This is a genomic window from uncultured Jatrophihabitans sp. (genome assembly GCF_964252635.1).
Taxonomy (GTDB): domain Bacteria; phylum Actinomycetota; class Actinomycetes; order Mycobacteriales; family Jatrophihabitantaceae; genus Jatrophihabitans.
The window spans coordinates 1-18,157 of sequence record NZ_CAXUNP010000023.1; the positions used below are offsets into that span (position 1 = coordinate 1).

At 70.2% G+C, this 18,157-nt stretch carries 17 protein-coding genes; 2 read left to right on the forward strand and 15 right to left on the reverse strand.

Annotated elements, in window-relative coordinates:
- The 8 genes from ACFFCA_RS11805 to ACFFCA_RS11840 all read right to left on the reverse strand — a co-directional run.
- On the reverse strand, positions 1–691 hold a 691-nt coding region (locus ACFFCA_RS11805; RefSeq protein WP_375484990.1), incomplete at its 3' end, for an aldo/keto reductase.
- A gap of 91 nt (positions 692–782) precedes the next feature.
- Positions 783–1,826 (reverse strand): zinc-binding alcohol dehydrogenase family protein, encoded by a 1,044-nt coding sequence (locus tag ACFFCA_RS11810; RefSeq protein ID WP_375484992.1) that lies wholly within the window; start codon positions 1,824–1,826, stop codon positions 783–785.
- Positions 1,823–2,596 carry a carboxymuconolactone decarboxylase family protein gene (locus ACFFCA_RS11815; RefSeq protein ID WP_375484994.1) on the reverse strand — a complete coding sequence of 258 codons (774 nt, stop codon included), beginning with the start codon at positions 2,594–2,596 and terminating at the stop codon, positions 1,823–1,825. Before ACFFCA_RS11815 ends, ACFFCA_RS11810 begins: the two co-directional genes overlap by 4 nt.
- The gene (locus ACFFCA_RS11820) at positions 2,596–3,051 is read right to left on the reverse strand and encodes a cupin domain-containing protein (RefSeq protein ID WP_375484996.1); all 456 of its coding nucleotides are present in this window, start codon (positions 3,049–3,051) and stop codon (positions 2,596–2,598) included. Before ACFFCA_RS11820 ends, ACFFCA_RS11815 begins: the two co-directional genes overlap by 1 nt.
- A 51-nt stretch (positions 3,052–3,102) precedes the next feature.
- Positions 3,103–3,582: a DUF2255 family protein gene (locus tag ACFFCA_RS11825; protein ID WP_375484998.1), complete on the reverse strand. Its 480-nt coding sequence runs from the start codon at positions 3,580–3,582 to the stop codon at positions 3,103–3,105.
- Positions 3,579–4,616: a zinc-binding dehydrogenase gene (locus tag ACFFCA_RS11830; RefSeq protein ID WP_375485000.1), complete on the reverse strand. Its 1,038-nt coding sequence runs from the start codon at positions 4,614–4,616 to the stop codon at positions 3,579–3,581. The genes ACFFCA_RS11825 and ACFFCA_RS11830 overlap by 4 nt, the downstream gene beginning before the upstream one ends.
- A gap of 72 nt (positions 4,617–4,688) precedes the next feature.
- Positions 4,689–6,233: an MFS transporter gene (locus ACFFCA_RS11835; protein ID WP_375485002.1), complete on the reverse strand. Its 1,545-nt coding sequence runs from the start codon at positions 6,231–6,233 to the stop codon at positions 4,689–4,691.
- Between the two features lie 237 nt (positions 6,234–6,470).
- Positions 6,471–7,361 carry an aldo/keto reductase gene (locus ACFFCA_RS11840; RefSeq protein WP_375485004.1) on the reverse strand — a complete coding sequence of 297 codons (891 nt, stop codon included), beginning with the start codon at positions 7,359–7,361 and terminating at the stop codon, positions 6,471–6,473.
- Positions 7,362–7,513: 152 nt separating this feature from the next.
- Between ACFFCA_RS11840 and ACFFCA_RS11845 the strand changes: the two genes are divergently transcribed.
- Complete coding sequence (locus ACFFCA_RS11845; protein WP_375485006.1) at positions 7,514–8,416, forward strand: helix-turn-helix transcriptional regulator; 903 nt, start codon at positions 7,514–7,516, stop codon at positions 8,414–8,416.
- Positions 8,417–9,111: 695 nt separating this feature from the next.
- Here ACFFCA_RS11845 and ACFFCA_RS11850 read toward each other — a convergent pair.
- The 7 genes from ACFFCA_RS11850 to ACFFCA_RS11880 form a co-directional block, all read right to left on the reverse strand.
- Complete coding sequence (locus ACFFCA_RS11850; RefSeq protein ID WP_375485008.1) at positions 9,112–9,375, reverse strand: ANTAR domain-containing protein; 264 nt, start codon at positions 9,373–9,375, stop codon at positions 9,112–9,114.
- 409 nt (positions 9,376–9,784) lie between these two features.
- Complete coding sequence (locus tag ACFFCA_RS11855; protein ID WP_375485010.1) at positions 9,785–10,564, reverse strand: DUF427 domain-containing protein; 780 nt, start codon at positions 10,562–10,564, stop codon at positions 9,785–9,787.
- A 75-nt stretch (positions 10,565–10,639) separates the two neighbouring features.
- Positions 10,640–10,831 (reverse strand): hypothetical protein, encoded by a 192-nt coding sequence (locus ACFFCA_RS11860; RefSeq protein WP_375485012.1) that lies wholly within the window; start codon positions 10,829–10,831, stop codon positions 10,640–10,642.
- Between the two features lie 59 nt (positions 10,832–10,890).
- Entirely contained in the window at positions 10,891–13,449 is a 2,559-nt protein-coding gene (locus ACFFCA_RS11865; RefSeq protein ID WP_375485014.1) for a polynucleotide kinase-phosphatase, read from the reverse strand.
- Complete coding sequence (locus tag ACFFCA_RS11870; RefSeq protein ID WP_375485016.1) at positions 13,446–14,930, reverse strand: 3' terminal RNA ribose 2'-O-methyltransferase Hen1; 1,485 nt, start codon at positions 14,928–14,930, stop codon at positions 13,446–13,448. The genes ACFFCA_RS11865 and ACFFCA_RS11870 overlap by 4 nt, the downstream gene beginning before the upstream one ends.
- A 108-nt stretch (positions 14,931–15,038) precedes the next feature.
- Positions 15,039–15,713: a hypothetical protein gene (locus ACFFCA_RS11875; protein WP_375485018.1), complete on the reverse strand. Its 675-nt coding sequence runs from the start codon at positions 15,711–15,713 to the stop codon at positions 15,039–15,041.
- A 478-nt stretch (positions 15,714–16,191) separates the two neighbouring features.
- Positions 16,192–17,268 (reverse strand): zinc-binding dehydrogenase, encoded by a 1,077-nt coding sequence (locus ACFFCA_RS11880; protein ID WP_375485020.1) that lies wholly within the window; start codon positions 17,266–17,268, stop codon positions 16,192–16,194.
- Positions 17,269–17,350: 82 nt separating this feature from the next.
- On the opposite strand from ACFFCA_RS11880, the gene ACFFCA_RS11885 reads away from it, so the two are divergent.
- Positions 17,351–18,145, forward strand: coding sequence for a helix-turn-helix transcriptional regulator (locus ACFFCA_RS11885; protein ID WP_375485022.1), 795 nt, complete (start codon positions 17,351–17,353; stop codon positions 18,143–18,145).
- Positions 18,146–18,157: the final 12 nt, after the last annotated feature.

Here is an 18,157-nt window from a genome sequence, read left to right on the forward strand (position 1 = left end):
GGGCCGCCGAGGTAGGGGTGCCGGGCGCGTCCTTGCGCCAGCGGCCGGTGAGCCACCCGCCGGACAGCGGGCTGTAGGTCAGGGTGCCCATGCCGTGACGCTGCGCGGTGGGCAGCACGTCAGCCTCGATGCCGCGCACCAGGATCGAGTACGGGGGCTGCTCGGTGACGAACCGCTCCAGGTGCCGGTCGTGAGAGAGCCACTGAGCTTCCACGATCTGCGAGCCGGAGTAGGACGAGGACCCGATGTAGCGGATCTTGCCCTGGCGGACGAGGTCGGTGAGCGCGCCCAGGGTCTCGGCGAGATCCGTCGTCGGGCTGGGCCGGTGCACCTGGTACAGGTCGATGTGGTCGACGCCCAGGCGGCGCAGCGAGTTCTCGACCTCGGTCATGATCCAGCGGCGTGACCCGCCGCGGTGGTTCGGGTCGTCGGTGTCCATCGGCATGAAGAACTTGGTGGCCAGCACGACGTCGTCGCGGCGACCCTTCAGCGCCTCGCCGACGATCTCCTCTGACACCCCGCCGGAGTAGACGTCGGCGGTGTCGATGAAGTTGATGCCGGCGTCCAGGGCGGCGTGGATGATGCGGATCGAGTCGGCTTTGTCCTCGTTGCCCCACGGGCCGAACATCATCGCTCCCAGGCACAGCGGGCTGACCTGGACGCCGGTGCGGCCGAGCGGTCGATAGTCCATCTCGTTCTCCTTCGTTCGTGCTTAAGGGTGCTCCGGCCGGGCGGCTCGGCGCGGTAGACGTGAACCGTTGACGTGCATGTTGAGGTGGTGCTCAGGGGACGCGGAGGACGACTTTGCCGGTGCGATGTCCGCGCAGCGCCCCGAGCGCGGCGGCGCTGTCGTCGAAGTCGAGCACGGTGTCCACCACGGCGCTGATGCGTCCGTCGGCCAGGGCCGGCAGCACATCGTGGGTGAGGCCGGCGAGCACGTCGCCGATCTGTTCGGGCGGGGTGAAGCCGAAGGAGACACCGCGCAGGGTGAGCTGCCCGGACTCCAGCCGCGCCAGGTCGATGCTCGATTCGTCGCCGCTGAGGCGTCCGATGCTGACCAGCGTCCCGCCGGTCCGGGTCGCGGGTAGGCAGCCGGCGAGCGCGGCGCCGCCGACGTGGTCGAGCACCACGTCCACGCCGTCCCTGCTGGTGGCCTCGAGGACCGCGGCTACGAGCTCGCCGCTGGAGGTCACGACGTGGGTGGCGCCCAGGCCGCGCAGCAGGTCCGTCTTGGCCGCCTCCCGGGTGGTCGCGATGACGGGACTGGCGCCGAGGGCACGGGCGATCTGCACGCCGAGCAGCCCGATGCCGGAGCTTGCGCCGCTGACCAGCACCGACTGGCCTGACCGGAAGCCGGCCAGCACCAGCGCGCCGTGCTCGGTCAGCAATCCGGTGGGCAGCGCGCAGGCGTCGGTGTCGGACACGCCGTCGGGGACCGGAATCACATGGCGATGGTCAACGGGCACGTACTGGGCGAACGATCCCGGGGTGGTGCCCATGACCCGATCGCCGATGGAGACGCCGGTGACCTGCTCGCCTACCGCGACGATCTCGCCGGCGAACTCGTAACCCACCGGCGTCGCGTTCGTGTCTTCGGCGGACCCGTCTCCCTGCGGCGCATCCCCGGTTGAGGTGGCAGAGCTGAGCGAGTCGAGGTCGGCGTTGTTCAGCGCCACCGCCCGGGCGCGGACCAGGACCTGCGTGGCGTGCGGCGCCGGGACGGGCAGCTCACGCTGCTGCCAGCCCACCCCGGCCGCGACCAGCGCGGTCATGGTCTCGGGCAACCGGTGGGCCTGGCCCGTCTCGGACGCCGGTGGCGTGCTCATGTGCTGGCGACGTCGTTCACGGCGGCCAGGCCGTTGAGGGTGCGGGGGTAACCGAGGTAGGGCACCAGCACCGTGAGCACGGCCAGCAGCGTCGCGCGGGTGTTGCCGACGTGCAGGTTTCCGGTGACGTGCCCGCGGACCTGGGCGTCGGCGCCGCCGAGCGCGACCAGCATCGAGAAGGTGAGCAGCTCACGCACCCGCAGGTCCAGGCCGCCACGGCCGACGGTGTCGCCGAAGCAGTTGGCCGACAGGTAGCGCTGGAAGTGCACAACATCGTCGGGGGCGTTGGCGTGCATGGCGTCGACCTGCTCGTCGCCGACGACCCGCTTCTGCACGGCCAGACCTTGGTTGAACCGGGTGTCCGGCGTGGTGCTCGACTGACCGGGCAGCGGCAGCTCCACGCCGGCGTCGGTGAGGATGTCATTGACCGCGTTCAGGTAGTCATACGTGCGGGCCATGCCGACGTAGGCGACGGCCTGGTAGACGACCTCCTTCAGCTCGACCGGCGTGACCCCGGCGTGGGCCAGCGCAGCGGCAGCGACGACGCGGAACTCCGCCAGCCCACCGGCGGCCAGGATCGCGGCCAGCTGCACCAGCACCCGGGTGCGCGGGTCGAAGGTCTCGTCGAGACGGGTGGCGTCGCTGTAGACCTCGTCGAAGGCGAAGTTGTCGAAGTACTCGATCAGCTCCGGGTCGGTGCGGGCCAGGGTGGAGACGCGGTCGCCGAACAGCTGGTCGTGGTTACGCCGGGCAGCGTCGCTGATCGCCATCACTGCTCCCCGGCTGCGGCATCGGATGAGACGCCGGCGGCGCTGTGGGCGGCGGTGTACTGCTCGTCGGTGACCGGCTCGAGCCACGTGGTGGCCTCACCACTGGCGCTGCTGTGGGCCGCGTCGCCGTCGAGGATCGCGTAGTGGCACATCATGTTCGTGCTCGTCCCGCCGTGGAAGTGCTCCTCGCCGGCCGGGGTCCACACGCTCTCCCCAGCCCGCAGCACCACGGTCTGGCCGTCGCGGGTGCCGACCAGCCCGATTCCATCGGTGCACACCAGCAGTTGCCCGTTGGCGTGGGAGTGCCAGTTGGTCCGAGCGCCGGGGGTGAAGCGCACCAGCCCGCAGGTCAGTTGCGAGGTGCCGTCACCGCCGAACACCGGGGTCAGCCACACGTCTCCGGTGAAGTTCTCGGCCGGTGTCTTGACGGTGGGGTTCGTGGCGTTCTTGTCCATGTCGTTCCTTCTCTTCGTTGCGTGACGTGGCAGGTTCGATTAGTGACTGGGTCAGGCCGGGTCGACGCGCAGGGTCGTGGCCCGTGCGGTGTCGGCGGTGATATGCGCGACGGCGCTGGACGATCGGCCGTACTTCACGCGGTAGGCCTCGTCGAGGGCATCGTCCAAAGCAGCACCCTCCAGCGCAGCATCCTCCAGCGCATCGCCGTCCAGCGCAGTGCCGCCGGGTGCGTTGTCGGGCTCGGCGTGCTGGCCGGTCTCGACGAACACCACGTCGCGTCGCAGCCGCCCAGCAGTGAGCTGGCCTTCGTGGCGGGTCTGCACGCCGCGGTACCAGGCGGCGTCGACGCCGTTGACGGAGCGGACGTAGACGCCGTCACGGTCGCCGTCTGGGCCGGCGCCGCGGTGCCGCACGATCCACACGATCCGTTGTGAGCGCAGCGTCCCGTCGGCGCGGCGGGTGGCGACGTCGACCTCGCCGGTGGCGTCGATGGCGTCGAGCTCGGCCGCGGTCCACGCGGTGGCGGTCACGGCTGCACCAGCACCTTCAGCGCTTCCCGGTCGTCCATGGCGCGGTAACCGGCCGGGACGTCGTCGAGGCTGACAGTGCGGTCGAAGACCTTGCCCGGGTCCAGCCGTCCGTCGAGAACCTCGGGCAGCAGCTCCTCGATGTAGGCCCGCACGGGTGCGGGGCCGCCGGTGAGGGTGACGTTCTTGCCGAACAGGCTGGCGAACCCGACCGGCGCCTCCTCGTACTGCGGCACCCCGACGCGGCTGATGGTGCCGCCGACCCGCACGACCCCGACGGCCATGTCGTAGGCCGGGCGATGGCCGACGGCCTCGATCACCACGTGGGTGCCGTCGCCGCCGGTCATGTCCATCACCTTGGTGATGCCCTCCTCGCCGCGTTCGGCAACGACGTCGGTGGCGCCCCACTCGCGGCCCAGGTCGGTGCGGTCGATGTGGCGGCCCATCAGGATGATCCGCTCGGCGCCGAGCCGCTTCGCGGCGAGCACGGCGGATAGCCCGACCGCGCCGTCGCCGATCACCGTGACGGTGCTGCCCAGCTCGACACGGCCGCGTGCGGCGGCGTGGTGGCCGGTGAGGAACACGTCGGACAGGGTGAGCAGGGCGGGCAGCAGCGGCGAGTCCTGGCCGACCGGGGCCTTGACCAGGGTGCCGTCGGCCAGCGGGACGCGGATGGCTTCGGCCTGGGCGCCCCCGATGCCGTTGGCGGCGTAGAAGCCGCCGTGCCGGCACGAGGTCTGGAATCCCTCGCGGCAGAAGTCGCAGGTGTTGTCCGACCAGGCGAACGGGGATATGACGAAGTCGCCGGACTTCAGGGTGCGGACCTCGGAGCCGACCTCCTCGACGACGCCGAGGAACTCATGGCCCATTGGGGTGCCGTCCTGTGTGGCGTCCATCTGGTGGTAGGGGTGCAGGTCGCTGCCGCACACGCAGGTCCGCACGATGCGGACCACGGCGTCGGTGGGCTGGACCAGTTTCGGGTCGGGGACGGTCTCGATCCGGACGTCGCCGGCGCCGTACATGACTGCTGCTCGCATGACTGGGTTCCTTCAGGTTGTGGTGGTTCGAGTTGTTGTGGTTCGGGGCTCTGGGTGTGTGGAGTGGGTGGTTCAGGCGCGGGCGTCGGCGGCCGTCGGGCCAGCCAGCGCCGTATGTGCCAGTGCGGTCTGCGTGGTCGTAGGGGAGATGCGGCGGCGGGTGATGAGGGCCAGGACGACCACCAGGGCGAGGGCGAGCATCGCGGTGCTGCCGGTGAGGCCGGCGCTGACCCGGTCGACCAACGCTGCGGTCGCGGTGGCGCTGCCCGGAACGGCGGCCGCCCCGACGGTGGCCAGCACTCCGAGTCCGAGGGAGCTGCCGAGCTGGTGGAACGTGTTCACCAGTCCGGACGCCGCTCCCGCGTCCCGGCCGTCGACGTCGGCCAAGCCGGCGGAGGTCATCGGCGCGAACGCCAGCCCCTGGCCGATGCCGATGAGCACCATCGGCAGCGCAACCGCAGTGAGGTAGCTGCTGTCGGCCGTGACGCGGCTGAGCCAGCCCATCCCGGCCAAGGTCGCGACGACGCCCAGGACGAGCACCGGCGTCGCACCAAGCCGGCGGATCACGCGGGTGACCAGCAGGGCGGCGGCGAAGTTGACCGCCGACATCGGCAGGAACGCCAGACCGGCCTGCAGGGGGCTGAACCCGAGGACGCCTTGCAGGTACTGGGTGGTGAAGAAGAAGAACCCGATCATCGCGGCGAGGTAGAGCATGCGGGTCAGGTAGGCGCCGGTGCGCTGGCGGCTGGCGAACAGCCGCAGCGGCATGATCGGTTGCTCGGCGCGGGCCTCGTTGGCCACCAGCCCGACCAGCAACACCGTGCCGATAATCAGTGCGGCGACGACCCGGGGAGCGGCCCAGCCGGTGGTGCTGGCCTCGATGACCCCGTACACGAGCGCGCTCATGCCCAGCGTCGCGCACAGCGCGCCGATGAGATCGAACCGCCCGCCGCGCGGCGGGGTCTCGCTCACGTAGCGGCGGCCGGCGATCAGCATGGCCAGCCCGATCGGCACGTTGATGAAGAACCCGGCGCGCCAGGAGATCAGGTCGGCCAGCACCCCGCCCACGACCAGGCCGAGGCTGGCGCCGATGCCGGCGACCGCGCTGTAGGCGGCCACGGCGCGGCCGCGCTGTTGACCTTCGGCGAAGGTGGCCGTCAGCAGGGCCAGCGAGGACGGGGCCAGGATCGCCGCGCCGATGCCTTGCAGCGCGCGGGCGGCGATCAGCCACCAGGTGAACGGCGCGGCGCCGACCAGGAACGACGCGCCACCGAACAGCGCCAGGCCCAGGAAGAACATCCGCCGGCGGCCGACGATGTCACCGGCGCGTGAGCCCAGCAGCAGCAGCCCGCCGAACACGAGGGTGTAGGCGTCCTGGACCCAGGTCAGCCCGGTGGGGGAGAAGTGCATCGCGGACTCGATGCGGGGCAGCCCGGTGAAGATGATCGAGTTGTCCAGGATGACCATGAAGTAGCTGATGCAGATGATCGCCAGGATCGCGGTGGCGTGGTGCGGCTGTCCGGACTTCTGCGACTGTGCGGACTTCTGTGCCTGTCCAGGCTTCTGTGGCTGTGCGGACTGGTCGGTGTCCGCGTGGGTGACCGTCGTGGCGCTCATGACGTCCACTGTCCGGCCCGCGAACACCGGGTGGGAGTGCCTGTGCTGCCAGGTAATGCCAGTACCCCCCACGGGGCCGTTCGTGGTCGCTCCGACGGTGAGCTCGGACTTGGTCCTGGTGATGGTTGCAGTGTCTGCATGCGCGGCGAAGGCCGCCCGGCGGTGGTGCTCCGGGCGGCCTTCGCAGTGCTGAGGCGGGTGGTGGTGGGTGTCAATCTTCGGGGATGGTGGTGGGTGTCAGTCCTCGGGGATGGTGCGCTCGGCGATGTCCTTGCGCATCGGACCGTCCGGGTCGGGGCCGTTGCGCTCCCCGGTGTCGAGACCGTTGAGCGCCGTGATCTGGTCGTCGGTGAGTTCGAAGTCGAAGACGTTGAAGTTCTCTGCGATCCGGCCCGGGTTGGTCGACTTCGGGATCGCGGAGCGGCCGTGCTGCAGCTGCCAGCGCAACAACACCTGCGCCGGGCTCTTGCCGGTCGCGTCGGCGATGGCGGTCACGATGTCGTCCTCGAGCACGTTCTTGCGGTGCTCGCCCCAACCGGGGTAGAAGGTGATCCCGCCGATGGGCGACCACGCCTGGGTGAGGATGCCGTGCTCGGCGTTCGCCGCCTGCACGTCCGGCTGGGAGAAGTACGGGTGGCACTCGATCTGGTTGACCGCCGGCACGACCTCGGTGCGGGGGAGCAGGTTGTCGAGGTGGTGGCGCATGAAGTTGCTGACCCCGATCGCGCGGACCTTGCCGTCGGCCAGCAGCCGCTCGAGCGCGGTGTAGGCGCCGACGGTCTGCTCGAACCGGTCCGGGGCGGGCTGGTGCAGGATCAGCAGGTCGACGGTGTCGAAACCGAGCTTGCGGGTCGCCTTGTCGAAGGCGTGCAGCGTCTCGTCGTAGCCGTAGTCGCTGACCCAGATCTTGGTCTCGAGGAACACCTCGTCCCGGTCGACGCCGGAGCTGCGGATGCCCTCGCCGACCTGTCGTTCGTTGCCGTACGCGGCGGCGGTGTCGATGTGCCGGTAGCCGACCTTCAGCGCAGCCTCGACGGCCGCGGAGGTCTCCTCGGGCGGGCTCTGGTAGACGCCGAGCCCGATCGGGGGCAGCGTGACGCCGTTGTTCAAGGTGAGTTCGTTGGTCATGTCCTCGACGCTAGAAGCCCCACGTCGATCCTGCGAGGTACAGCCATTACCCCCTTCGCCGGCAACGCGTCGACCAAGCGGGGGGTGATGCAGGCGATGGGGGTAACGCTGGTGCCTCCCACTCGTGCCAGAGGCCACTTACGGTTGACGACATGGACACCGACCACCGCACGCAGGTCAGGGACTTCCTGGCCTCACGCCGGGAGCGCATCACCCCCGAGCAGGCCGGGCTGCCTGCCTACGGCGGCGGGAACCGCCGCGTCAAAGGTCTGCGCCGCGAGGAAGTAGCGCTGCTGGCCGGGGTCAGCATCGACTATTACGTGCGGATGGAACGCGGCAACCTCGCCGGTGCATCAGACTCGGTCATCGACGGTGTCGCCACCGCGCTGCAGCTCGACGACGCCGAACGCGAACACCTGTACTCGCTGGCCCGCGCTGCCGGACCGGCTACCCGCCGCGCCCGTCCGGCGGCCACCACGATCCGCCCGGTCATTCAACAGGTCCTCGACGCCGTCACCGCGGCGCCGGCCTGGGTGCGCAACGCCCGCCACGACATCCTCGGCATGAACTCCCTGGCCGGAGCCCTGTACTCCCCGGTGCTGAACTCCGCCGCGGCCGGCGCGACCAGCAAGCGGGCGCCGAACACCACCCGGTTTCTCTACCTCGACCCGTCCGCACGCGAGTTCTTCATCGACTTCGACCGCATGGCCATGGACGCCGCCGCCATGCTGCGCCTTGAGGCGGGACGCAACCCGCATGATAAGGATTTGATCACCCTCGTCGGCGAGCTGTCCACCCAGTCGGAACTGTTCCGCCAGCACTGGGCCTCCCAGAACGTGAAGTTTCACCGCAGCGGCCGCAAGCGCCTGCGGCACCCGGCCGTCGGCGAACTCGACCTGAACTTCGAAGCAATGCAGCTGCCCTCCGAGCCGGCGCTGCAGCTCAACATCTATACAGCCGACCCCGGCACCGCGACCGCTGACGGACTCGCGCTGCTCGCTTCCTGGGCCGCCACCTGCACCGACGAGGCTGCTCAGGCCGACTTGCCTTCCTGACTCGATGTATCCCGTCTGCGCCACTTCTGTAGGCGCCGCCCGTACCTAATCGAGGACACTTGGCTCGAGCCCAGCCGGTGCAGCTTGACGACTGTTGATGTTCGTTAGTCCGCAAATAGTCCGCAGGAGGTCCACAAACGGTCGTAGGCGGCCACGTACAGCCAACCTTGTGCGAGCCGCCTCTGTGCTTGAAAAACTGGGGCCTCGAGGCACTTCGGCCAATCCCCTTTGGCCCCCTCCTGAAGCGCGCTTTACGCGTTCACACGGCAGGGGTCACTGGTTCGATCCCAGTATCGCCCACCACTTGCAGGCCCCGAAACCTCGACCAAACCGTCGGCCGGCCGGCGGACGACACCGCCCGCCGCGCCGTCGGCCGGCGGGCGGTCGCCCGTCGGGGAAGCAGACCCGCAGGAGCTCGCCCCCCGCGATGGCATCCTGTGACAGATGCAGCCCCTGCGGGTCGCTTCCCTGAAGGGTGACGGACCGGGGCTGTTAATCAAGTCGAATCGCGGACATGGCCATAAGTTGCGTGTTTGGGAAACAAGCGCATGCTTTGGGTACGCGGTGCCCTCAACCTCCACTTGAGGCGGTACCGTCGTGCTGGCGCCCCGGGTCTCGTACCCCCCCGTTACGAGAGCCGGGGCTGCCTTCTGTCCGGGGATCATCTCCGGGCGATCGACGCCCGGGTCGGAGCGCTACGGCAGAGCACCGGTCTCGACGACGTCGTCAGCGATGTCGCGCACCTTCCGGTTCGCGTTCTGGCTTGCATCGCACATCATCGCGAAGGCTCGTTCGTACGTAATCTTGTGGCTGGCCATCAGAATTCCGATGGCTGTGCCGATGCGGCGAGATGCGTGGAGCGCGACCGTGAGGTTGGCGACCTGCGCCCTGAGCTGTCCGACATCGTCCCCATCCAGGTCGGCCGCCAGTTGTCTGTCGTCGGGGGCAGCAAGATCCACGACCGAACCTTACGCCGTACACCAACGGCAGAAGGGGCGAGGCCTCAGGATGGTGGCCGCTGTCCAGGTAGGGTCCGCTTGCGTCAAGACGCGGCGTGAGGCGGTGCCTGCAGGCCTAACCCGTTGTCCTGCAGGCGCCGTCCCCGCGTTCCGGCGTTGAGCTCGGCTTCCTCGCCACCATTCACATCATCTGGACCCTGGGCATCATCGCCCTCGTCATGGGCGCGGCCATCTCCGGTTTTCTCGGACCCGAGATCGGCGGCCGCAAGCGCATCTACTGACCAATCGCGCTGCCCCTGGACCGACGACAATCGCGACAGCGCTCGCTGTGCGCGGTAGCGGCGGTGCGCCCGTGACCACGGCGTCCGCACAGCCCGAGCAGCGTCAGCATTCTCGAGGGCGTGCGCGCTCATTCGGTGCCGCGCAGGCGGGAGAGGTCGTCGGTCCGCGTCGCGACCACCCCGTCGACGGTGATCTCGACGAGGTCGTTGTAGAACGCGATCAGCCCGCTGATCGGGGCGAGCGCGGTGGTGGGGAACGTGTAGGTCCACGCCGCGTCCTCGAGCACGTCGTCGCCCGCGCGGACCGACCAGTACTGCGAGGTGCGGCCCTTGTAGGGGCACGCCGTCAGGGTGTCGGTGGGGATCAGATGGTCAGCGCGGACATCGGCCCGGTCGAGGTAGTAGCGCGTCGGCAGACCGGTCTCGAAGACCAGGACGCAGGAGTTGCTCTCGGCCAGCAGCAGGTCGCCATGGCGAACCTGTACGTGGGCGCGGGACCTTAAGGCATCGACGCGTACGTAGGGATTGCGGGGGTGGACGAACACCTCCTCGTCCTCCTCGTACCACGCGTCGAGGGCGTCCCAGTCGAAGCGGACCGTGCCGGCGAGCCCGTCGCGGGCGTCGTCGCCGTAGACCCGGGCGGCTCCGGGACGTGACTGCCCGCCGGCGGTCACCGTGTGCAGCCGGGCCGTTCCCCTTCGCAGGTGCTGCAGGTGATCGTCGTCGACGAGGGTGCCGGGGCTGACGTCGTCGAGCGGGACGTAGTACTGCGGGTACTTGACCGTCTCCCAGACGTATCGGGCGGCGCGGGTGTCGAAGACGGTGACGCCGCCGAGTTCGCCGCGCACGCGTCGCGGCGACGCCTGCACGAGGTCGTGGACAGACGCCGGGTCGGGGTAGTCGTGCATGTCGGAGTGCTCCTTGCTGAAGGTGTTTGCGCGCGGACGTCGCTGGTGACCGGGCCTCGGCGCGGTGGGACCGCGTCAGTGGCCGACGAAGGCGCGGCGGCCGGCCGAGTGGTTGTCGCGGACGAACCACACGACCCATGTGACCGGGAATACGAGGCCGCCAACCAGGGCCATGAGCAGGCCCTCACCCCAACGTGCTCCGCCGAGCGTCGTGAGCAGCACGAGCGACGCGACCACGACCACGATCTGCAACCCCACACCGGTCATGATCCGTGCTCGCCGGGTGGGTCGGCAATGGCGGGCCGGTAATCGACGTCGGTGACCTCTCAGAGCCGCGGGTCGACCGGTTCGGACTCGAGCGCGAGGACGGCGAAGACGCATTCGTGGACACGCCACAGCGGCTCGCCGCGTGCCACCCGGTCGAGCGCCTCGAGCCCGAGGGCGTACTCCCGCAGAGCCAGCGAACGCTTGTGGCCGAGGTGGCGCTGACGGAGACGGCAGATGTTGCTGGGCTCGGTGTAGTCCGGCCCGTAGATGATGCGCAGGTACTCCCGGCCGCGGACCTTGAGGCCGGGCTGCGCGAGGCCCTTGCGCCCGCGGGTGAGGTTCACCGCCGGCTTGACCACCATGCCCTCACCACCCGCGCCGGTGAGGTGCTCCCACCATGCCGTGCCCTCTGCGGTGGAGGCGGGGTCGGTCGTGTCGACGAACTGTCGCCGCGTCGGCGCGAGCAGCTCGGGCGCAGCGGCGACCAACCGGTCCGCGATGTCCAGGTGGAAGGCGTGCGGCCGGTCCTGGTACGTCGTCGCATCCGTGGCCAACAGCTGGAACGGCGACAAGCGCACTCCGGTCAGCCCCTCGGTGGGCCAGCAGTAGCGCCGGTAGGCGGCACTGAACAATTCGGCGTTGTCGAGCCGGGACCGGGTCCGGTCGAGCAGCTCGGTCACGTCCACCCCGGACGCCGCGGCCTGCTCCAGGGCCGACACGGCAGCGGGCAGCGCCGTGCGGGCCGCCGCCCCGACCGGGGCGTACTGGTCGCGGAGCAGCTGCTCGGCCTTCGCGCTCCAGGGCAGCAGCTCGGCGTCGAGCAGCAACCACGAGGCGCCCAGCTCGTCGAACAACCCGGCTCGCTCCGCCGCGTCGCGCAACCCGGACAGCAGCTCGCCCGTCAGCTCGCTGTCGAAGAAGGGCCGACCGGTGCGCGTCCAGACCGAGCCGATCGCACCACCGGGCGCGCCGAAGCGTGCGCGCGCGGCGTCCAGGTCGCGGCACACCAGCGCGACGGCCCGTGAGCCCATGTGCTTCTCCTCGCACACCACCGCGTCGACACCTTCGGCACGGAACGCCTCGAAGGCCTGCTCAGGATGTTCCAGCAGGTCCGCCCGGGGCGAGGTCGCGACCGGGCTCATGGTCGGTGGCAGGTACAGCAGCCATCGCGGGTCCGTCGCGAACCGGCTCATGACCTCGAGCGCGGCGGCGGCGTTCTCCTCCCGTACGCCGATCCGCTTCTGGTAGGCCGTCTCGACGACACGGCTGCCGGTGACGTCGGTGATGTCGAGGACGTCCGGGTCACGCCGGGCCTGCGCGACCTCGGCGTCGGGATTGGTCGGGAACGGTCTGGCGGGCTCGTAGTAGACCCGCTCGGCCGGCACGGACACGATTTCGCGCTCGGGGTAGCGCAACGCGGTGAGCCGACCGCCGAAGACGCAGCCGGTGTCCAGGCACAGCGTGTTGTTGATCCACTCGGGGGCCGGGACCGGGGTGTGGCCGTAAAGCACCATCGCTCTGCCGCGATACTCCTGCGCCCAGGGGTACCGGACGGGCAGCCCGTACTCGTCGGTCTCGCCGGTCGTCTGGCCGTAGAGGCAGAACTCACGGACCCGCCCGGACGCCCGGCCCTGGTAGCGCTCCAGGATGCCGGCGTGCGAGACGGCGAGGTTGCCGCCGTCGAGGACGTAGTGACTGATCAACCCGTCGAGGAACGTCTCGACGTCCGTACGGAACTCGGCCGGCTCGGCCGCCAACTGCTCCAGCGACTCGGCCAGGCCGTGGGTGACCTGCACCTTGCGGCCACGCATCGCGCGCAGCAGCTTGTTCTCGTGGTTGCCCGGTACGCACAGCGCATCGCCGTCCGCGACCATGCCCATCACCAGCCGCAGCACGCCCGGCGTGTCCGGGCCGCGGTCGACGAGATCGCCGACGAACACGGCACGGCGTCCGTCGTGATGGGCGCCGGCCGCGCGGCCTCGCTCGTCACGCCGGAGGGTGTAACCGAGATCGGACAGCAACGTCTCGAGCTCGGCGCGGCAGCCGTGGATGTCGCCGATGACGTCGAAGGGTCCGGTCTCGTGCCGGAGGTCGTTGTAGAGCCGGGTGCGGGTGACGACGACGTCCGCGACCTCGTCCGGGCCCGACAGGACGTGGACGGTGCGGAACCCCTCGCGCTGCAGACCCCGGAGCCCGCGACGCAGCTGGTCGCGTTGGCGGCGGACGACGTGTGCCCCGAACTCGCGGTCCGGGCGGCCGGCGTTGCGCTCGACACACAACCGCTCCGGCATGTCCAGGACGATCGCGACGGGCAGCACGTCGTGTTCGCGGGCGCGGGCGACCAGCTTCTTGCGGGCGTCCGGCTGCACGTTGGTGGCGTCGACGACGGTCAGCCGCCCGGCGGCGAGACGCAGCCCGACGATGTGATCGAGCAGCTCGAACGCCTGGGGCGTGGCCGCCTGGTCGTTCTCGTCGTCGGCGACGATGCCGCGACAGAAGTCCGAGGAGATGACCTCGGTCGGCTTGAAGTGCGTGCGGCCGAACGTGGACTTCCCGGACCCGCTCACCCCGATGAGCACGACGAGACTGAGTTCGGGCACGGCCAGTTCGCGGGTCATGCGCTGCGCTCCGTGCTCGTGGACTGTGCGGCGCTCGTGGACTGTGTGGCGCTCGTGGACTGTGCGGCACTCAGGGATTTGGTGAAGACGGCCATCTGGGTCGGCGGCCCGACCTCTGCGTCGTCGGTGCCGACCGGCAGGTAACGAACGGTGTACCGGTGCTCTGTGGCGACCCGATCACACCAGTCGCGGAACTCGGCGCGGGTCCATTCGAAGCGGTGGTCGCGGTGCCGCGTCGCTCCTGCGGGCAGGCTCTCGAACCGCACGTTGTACTCGACGTTCGGGGTCGTCACGATGACCGTGCCCGGGGCGGCATGGCCGAAGACGGCCTGCTCCAACGCGCCGAGACGGGGTAGGTCGACGTGCTCGATGACCTCCATCAGCACGGCAGCGTCCAGCCCGGCCAACCGGTCGTCGCGGTAGGTCACCGACGACTGGAAGATGTCGAGGCGCGCCCGCTGCTGCTCGGTCATCCGGTCGAGCCGCAGCCTGCGCGCCGCGTGGTCCAGGCTTCGTGCCGACACGTCGACCGCGACCACCTGCGTCACCGTGGCGTCGGCGAGCAGGTCGGCCACGAGCGCACCCTCGCCGCAGCCGAAGTCCCCGACCCGTCGTGCACCGGAGGCACGAACCGCGGCCACGACGGCGCCCCTCCGCTGCTGGGCCAGCGGCATCGGCCGGTCGGGGTCGTCGGCGACGAGTGGGGCGTCGTCGGCGTTGTCGAGCCGCTCCGGGTCGGTGTCGTCGACTTCGGCCAGCCGCGCCAGCGCGTCCCTGGTCAGCACGCCGCGATGGGCGAGGTAGCGACGGGTGATCAGTTCCTTCTCCGGGTGCGCGGCCAGCCAGGCGCCGCCGGCACGGATCAGCTTGTCCACCTCGTCGGGGCTCACCCAGTAGTGCTTGGCGTCGTCCAGGACGGGCAGCAGCACGTAGAGGTGGTTGAGGGCCTCGGCGAGGCGGAGCCGACCGGCGAGCCGCAGATCCACGTAGCGTGAGTCGCCCCACACCGGGATCTCGGGATCGAGCACGACGGCGTCCGCCCGGACCGTCCAGCCCAGTGGTTCGAAGACCCGACGGGCCAGGTCTGCGTCCCCGCGGCAGGGCAGCGCCGGCACGTGCACCTCGAGCGGTATGGCTGCCGCGGCGAGCTCGGGGCGTGCGTCGCAGCGACCCGTCATCGCCGTGCGGAAGACCTTCGACAGGGCCATCGACATCATCGAGGACGCTGCGTAGGGCCGGTCGTTGACGTACTGACCGAGCGCGAAACCTTCGCTCGACGGGCCCTTGCGTCCGCGCACCAACGCGATCGGGTCGACCTCGAGAAGCAGCGCTGCCGTGCACCGGTCCGCAGCCGCCTCCGGGTAGAACACGTGCGCGGTCCCGACGGACACCTCGATCTCCTGCGCGCGACCGGGGTGCTTGTGCAGCAGGTAACCCAGATCGGTCGCCGGGGTGACGGTCGTCGAGATGGAAAGCAGCACGACTGCGCATTCTCCACGACGGGAGCCCGTCCGGCGCCCGCATTACCGGTCCGGCGTATACGCCGCCCGCCACACGGAGAACGTGGGGAGGTCCACGTCGGGGCGTTCTCAGCGCGCCTTCGGTTTCAGTGCTACGGCGAGGTCGGCGACGAGACGCTGCGAGACGGAGTTGAAGTGGGCCGGGGACACGATCCCGCCCTTGCCCCCGAACGAACCGGGCTGGTACTCGAGCTCGACCTTGCTCTCCTGGCAGATCGCGTCACCGTTGACAAGCCGGACGGGTAGCCGATAGTCCCAAGTCTGGGTGTTCCCCTCGTCCTTGGACGAGAACGAAGGGCCGTTCACGGTGCCGCGCACGCCGGCAACGGTGAAGGCTCGCAGGCTCAAACCGTCCGGCTCCTTCTCGGGGGTACCGGTGCATCCGCTGTCGACTTGATCGAACGGGACCGGGAAGATCGCGGTCTTGACCTCCCCGGTCAATCGGCCCACCCGCAGCGTGTAGTTGCACGACGCGTTGATACCTGTTGGTTGCTGCGTGTCTTCCATGATCGCGACGAGGAAGCTGCCGATGCTGCGCTGGACGGTGGCGTCCGGAACCAGCGAGCAGACCTGCTTGGCGTAGTCCAGCGGTTGAGTGATGTCGTGGACGTCGGCGGTGATCGAGAGCATCCCGGTCGGTGTCCGGTCGAAGCAGAGCCAGCGGTTGGGGATGATGCTGTTCAGGGACGAGTTCTGGTCCAGCTTCAGGTATGCGTGGCAGTCGCTGCGGTGCCCGAGACCCACCGGCGTGGGCGTGGGAGTCGCCGTCGGAGACGGGTCCGAGGTCGCAGACTGTGTCGAGGTGGGCGATCCCGATGCAGATGCGCCACCGGATGCCGAGGCGCTGTGTCCGGGATGGCGGGTCGACGAATCGCAGGCAACGGCAGCGACCGAGGCGAGGGCAACCGCCGCGGCGGCAACGGTCCGAGTGATCGACGTTGACCAGGTCACCGCGGAATCTTCTCAGACCGCGGTGACTGCGCGCCCGAAACGGTCAGGCCTCCGGGCGCAGGTGCACGTGACCGCAGCCCGCGTCGTTCCCGCACCTCGTGTTCATCCTGCCGTGGGTCATGTCGCAGTGCAGTCCGGCCGAACGTGCCGAACTGCTGCCGAAGGCGCCGGTGCCGATCCGCTTGCTCCTGCGCGCCTTCGAGGGTCGCTGGCAGCGGCGCGTGGCGGTCGTGCGGGGAGACGGTCGTTAGCGTCCCGTGGTCGGCGGCCGTCAGGGCAGCAGTGCGACGAAACCGAGCCCGCTGGTCGACTCGGCGCGCGACAGGACCGCGTCCGGGTCGTCCAGGCCGGCGGTGGTGACGTCCAGGGCGGAGAGATCGAGTGCGCCCGACTCGATCTGGCGCCAGATCCGGAAGGCCGTCTCGTTCGACGCCATCCACGAGCCGCGCAGCGTGATCCGGCGGTGCATCAACTCGTCGTAGGGGATGGGCAGGGTCTGGCGCACGCCACCGATGAGCACCATGGTGCCGTCGAGGCGCAGGACGTCGAGCCCCGCCATGGTCAGGTCGGCGGTGGGCGCCGGGCCCAGGGCGTCGATCGTGACGTCGGCGTCGCCACCGAGAGCGTCGGTCATCGCGGCGGCGTCGGCGGCCCGGTCCCCGATCGAACGGACGGTGCGCACGCGCGCATCCAGCGCAGCAAGACGTTCGAGGCTGTCGACGTTGCGCCCCACCGCGACGACCGTCCCCGCGCCGCGTGACAGGACTAGCAGCACCGTTGCCCCGCCGAGTTGCCCGCTGGCGCCGGTCACGACGACCCGGTCGCCCGGGCCCATGCCGCTGCGCTCGACCCCGCCGCCCGCGACGGTCAGCCAGGGCAGGAACGCGAGCCGGGCGAGGTCCGCGTAGTGCTCGGCACCCGGCAGCGCGACGAGGGTCGAGGCCGGCATCGACGCCCGTTCGGCGAACGTCCCCGTCCGCCACACGCGGCGCATCGCGTCCGTGGCGGCGGTCGAGATTCCCCGACCGCCGATCCCGGTCCAGCCGAGCAGGACCTCCTCCGGATCGCTCACCCGACCGGTGGACAGGAAGCCGGTGCTGAGCGCGATCTCGCCGGGCCGCACGGTCTGGACGTCGTCCCCGACCGCCTCGACCCTGCCGATGCCCCCGATCCCGAGAACGGTCGGCGTGGCGATACCGCCGCGGCCGCCGGTCGTGAGCACCCGGGTGTACGCCGGCACCTGCACGGCGAGCATGCGCAGCACCGCGCCGCCGCTGGTCACCCGAGGGTCGGGCACTTGGTCGAGTCGCACGCCGCTGTCGGTCGAGTCCAGAATCCATGCCTTCATGCTCTACAGTCTCGGTCTCACGCAACCTGGTATCCAGAGCCGCTTCATACTGGTACCAGCGCTAGCAGGGAGGGGTCGTTCGGTGACGGCAGCGACGGACGAGCAGCGACGCGAGCTGGCAATCTTCCTGCGGGCCCGGCGTGAACGGACGTCGCCGGCCGACGTCGGGCTGCCCGGATCCCCGCGCCGACGCACGCCGGGGCTGCGTCGCGAGGAACTCGCGCACCTGGCCCGGATCAGCACCACCTGGTACACGTTCCTCGAGCAGGGCCGTGACGTGCGTCCGTCCCGCCAGGTGCTGACCGCGATCGCGGACGCCCTGTTGCTGGACGGCCCGGAGCGGGCCCACCTCGTCGCACTCGCCGGCGAGGACAGCCTGCCGCCCGACGAACCCGAGTTCCTCTCGCCCGAGGTCGCCGACGTGCCCAAGCTGGTCGAACCCCATCCCGCCTACGTCACAGGCGGTAGCTACGACCTGCTCGCGTGGAACGACGCCGCGGCCGAGCTGCTCGCCGGCGCCACGGAGGGCCCGAACCCCAACCTCGCCCGCTGGATGTTCCTGGAGCCGCTCGCGCGTGAGGTGCTCCCGGAGTGGACCAGGGTGGCGCAGGGCCTGCTCGCACGGTTGCGGACGAACGCCGGAAAGCACCCGGGCTCGGCGCGCTTCCGGCGTCTCGAGGACGAACTGCGCACCGCCAGCCCCGAGGCCGACGCGTGGTGGCCCCGGTACGACATCGCGACGAGCCAGCCCGGCAGCAAGTGGGTGCGCACCCGTTCCGGCCGCGAGCAGGTCATGACCTACGCCTCGTTCCACGTCTCGGACCAACCCGAACAGGTGCTCACCATCTACCGGCCGGAGAGCCCGGCGCGCGACTGACGGCGGCACCGG

Bases quoted from the DNA above. Each gene is read 5' to 3' on its own strand.
- ACFFCA_RS11810 (WP_375484992.1), bottom strand. From the start codon at position 1,826: ATGAGCACGCCACCGGCGTCCGAGACGGGCCAGGCCCACCGGTTGCCC.
- ACFFCA_RS11815 (WP_375484994.1), bottom strand. From the start codon at position 2,596: ATGGCGATCAGCGACGCTGCCCGGCGTAACCACGACCAGCTGTTCGGC.
- ACFFCA_RS11820 (WP_375484996.1), bottom strand. From the start codon at position 3,051: ATGGACAAGAACGCCACGAACCCCACCGTCAAGACACCGGCCGAGAAC.
- ACFFCA_RS11830 (WP_375485000.1), bottom strand. From the start codon at position 4,616: ATGCGAGCAGCAGTCATGTACGGCGCCGGCGACGTCCGGATCGAGACC.
- ACFFCA_RS11835 (WP_375485002.1), bottom strand. From the start codon at position 6,233: ATGAGCGCCACGACGGTCACCCACGCGGACACCGACCAGTCCGCACAG.
- ACFFCA_RS11840 (WP_375485004.1), bottom strand. From the start codon at position 7,361: ATGACCAACGAACTCACCTTGAACAACGGCGTCACGCTGCCCCCGATC.
- ACFFCA_RS11845 (WP_375485006.1), top strand. From the start codon at position 7,514: ATGGACACCGACCACCGCACGCAGGTCAGGGACTTCCTGGCCTCACGC.
- ACFFCA_RS11855 (WP_375485010.1), bottom strand. From the start codon at position 10,564: ATGCACGACTACCCCGACCCGGCGTCTGTCCACGACCTCGTGCAGGCG.
- ACFFCA_RS11860 (WP_375485012.1), bottom strand. From the start codon at position 10,831: ATGACCGGTGTGGGGTTGCAGATCGTGGTCGTGGTCGCGTCGCTCGTG.
- ACFFCA_RS11865 (WP_375485014.1), bottom strand. From the start codon at position 13,449: ATGACCCGCGAACTGGCCGTGCCCGAACTCAGTCTCGTCGTGCTCATC.
- ACFFCA_RS11880 (WP_375485020.1), bottom strand. From the start codon at position 17,268: ATGAAGGCATGGATTCTGGACTCGACCGACAGCGGCGTGCGACTCGAC.